The following is a 2,154-nucleotide window of genomic DNA, read 5'->3' as shown; positions in this document are numbered from 1 at the left end:
CATCGGCGGGGCTCCTCGTCGCATCCCGCAAAATCCTATCAGATCGCGCCGAAACGCACAGGTTTTTCAGACTTTCCTTTCCATGGCAAGACCGGCAATGACACCGCAGTATTACGCCCATTCGGGCCGGAAAGACGACCGCAGCGACTGGCAATCCCTGCCGGAGCATCTGGAACAAACCGCAGGACTGGCCGCAATGCGCGCCGCGCCGCTGGGACTTTCGGCCGTGGCGGAAATGGCGGGGCGGTTCCATGATTTCGGCAAATACGATCCGGATTTCGATCTGGTCCTGCAGGGGCGCGACAAAAGGGTCGATCATTCCACCGCCGGGGCCCGGCTGCTGCTGGACCGCGCAGATCCCGGATACCGCACCTTTGCCGAGGTGCTGGCCTATGCCATCCTCGGCCATCACGCCGGCCTGCCCGACCGGCAGAACGCCACCGATGCCTGTTTCGACAGCCGCATCGCGCGGTTCCGCGACCCCGTGGCGCCGGCGATCACCGCCGCCGCGCAACCCGACTTCGCCCCCCCTCGCGCCCGAGATGCTGGCAAAGCTGCGCCCCGGTTCGGCGGGGTTCGACCTGTCGCTGCTGACGCGGATGGTGTTTTCCTGCCTCGTGGATGCGGACTACCGCGAGACCGAGGCGTTCTACGACCGGCTCGACGGCCGCAGCGCCCCGCGCGACTGGCCGGCGCTGGCCGACCTGCTGCCCGGCCTGCGCGCGGCCTTCGACGGACATATGGCCGGGCTCGGCGGCGCGAGCGCGCTGAACCGGCTGCGGGGCGAAATCCTGTCGCGGGTGCGCGCCGGGGCGGCCATGGCGCCGGGGCTTTTCACCCTCACGGTGCCCACGGGGGGCGGCAAGACGCTGGCCTCGATGGGTTTCGCGCTCGACCATGCCGCGCGGCACGGCCATCGGCGGATCATCTACGCGATCCCCTACACTTCCATCATCGACCAGACGGCAAAGATCTTTCGCGACATCTTCGGGGACGACATGGTGCTGGAACACCACGCCTCGATCGACACCGAACGGCCCGGGGCCGAGGCGCGCGAAAAGCTGCACCTGGCGATGGAGGATTGGGCCGCCCCCATCGTCGTCACCACCAATGTGCAACTGTTCGAAAGCCTGTTCGCCGCCCGCCCCACGCGCGCGCGCAAGCTGCACAACATCGCCGGGTCGGTGATCGTGCTGGACGAGGCGCAATGCCTGCCCCGCAAGCTGCTGATGCCCGCGCTGCGGATGATCGAGGGGCTGGCGGCGCATTACGGCTGTTCGGTGGTGCTGTGCACCGCGACGCAGCCCGCCTTCGACAGCCGCCAGTTGCAACAGGGCGGCCTGCCGCTTGCGGGACGGGAACTGGCGCCGGATCCGGCCGCACTGGCCCGCGACCTGCGCCGCGCACGGATCGTACGGGGCGGGGCGATGGACGATCCCGCCCTGATCGCCGCCCTCGGCAACACGCCGCAGGGCTTCGTCATCGTCAACAGCCGCGCCCATGCGCTGGACCTGTTCGCCGCCGCAAAGGCCGCGGGGTTGGAGGGTGCGGTCCATCTGACGACCCGCCAATACCCCGCCCACCGCCGCCGCATCATCGCCGACATCCGCACCCGGCTGGCCGCCGGCGCCCCCTGCCGGCTGATCGCCACCAGCCTGATCGAGGCCGGGGTGGATCTGGATTTCCCGATGGGCTGGCGGGCCGAAAGCGGGCTGGACAGTTGCGTGCGCGGGGGCGTGGGTAGAAACCTGTGAGGGGGGGGGGGGGCGATATGACGCTGCAATGTCGCCCCCTTCGCGGGGGCGTGGGTAGAAACTTCCGCTGCCTTCCGGCCGCGTTTGGGCTGCGCCTGTCGCCCCCTTCGCGGGGGCGTGGGTAGAAACCAGATGGCGAAGATCCAGGGCGATCTGGCGCGCGGTCGCCCCCTTCGCGGGGGCGTGGGTAGAAACTCGGACCTGTTCCGCCGCATGCGCCGGGTCGCGGTCGCCCCCTTCGCGGGGGCGTGGGTAGAAACGACATGGGAGCGGGTCGAGGCGCTGCGCCCGCCCGTCGCCCCCTTCGCGGGGTCAACGGCGACCCGTAGTATCCGTGTCGATCAAGTGGCATTTGGGCTCCATTTTCGATTGTCGCGGATGAGCGCGTTGGCCAGCACGA

Annotated in this window: 2 protein-coding genes and 1 pseudogene; all 3 read left to right on the top strand. The window is 69.3% G+C overall.

From position 1 onward, the window contains the following. Positions 1 to 82: 82 nt before the first annotated feature. Positions 83 to 388: pseudogene (locus tag RGD00_RS23590) on the top strand (CRISPR-associated endonuclease Cas3''); the annotation flags it as partial. A gap of 154 nt (positions 389 to 542) precedes the next feature. Further along, a complete protein-coding gene (locus RGD00_RS23585) occupies positions 543 to 1,754 on the top strand; it encodes a CRISPR-associated helicase/endonuclease Cas3 (protein WP_425603454.1) in 1,212 nt (403 codons plus the stop codon). Between the two features lie 132 nt (positions 1,755 to 1,886). Next, positions 1,887 to 2,154, top strand: a 268-nt coding sequence (locus tag RGD00_RS23580) for a hypothetical protein (protein ID WP_425603453.1), incomplete at its 3' end; no start/stop codon positions are given.

The sequence above is a fragment of the Ruixingdingia sedimenti genome (assembly GCF_031432425.1).
Taxonomy (GTDB): Bacteria; Pseudomonadota; Alphaproteobacteria; order Rhodobacterales; family Rhodobacteraceae; genus Ruixingdingia; species Ruixingdingia sedimenti.
This window is presented reverse-complemented; position numbering and strand designations above follow the sequence as displayed.

Excerpts from the sequence above, each read along its gene's own strand:
- RGD00_RS23585 (WP_425603454.1), top strand. The coding sequence starts at position 543 with ATGCTGGCAAAGCTGCGCCCCGGTTCGGCGGGGTTCGACCTGTCGCTG.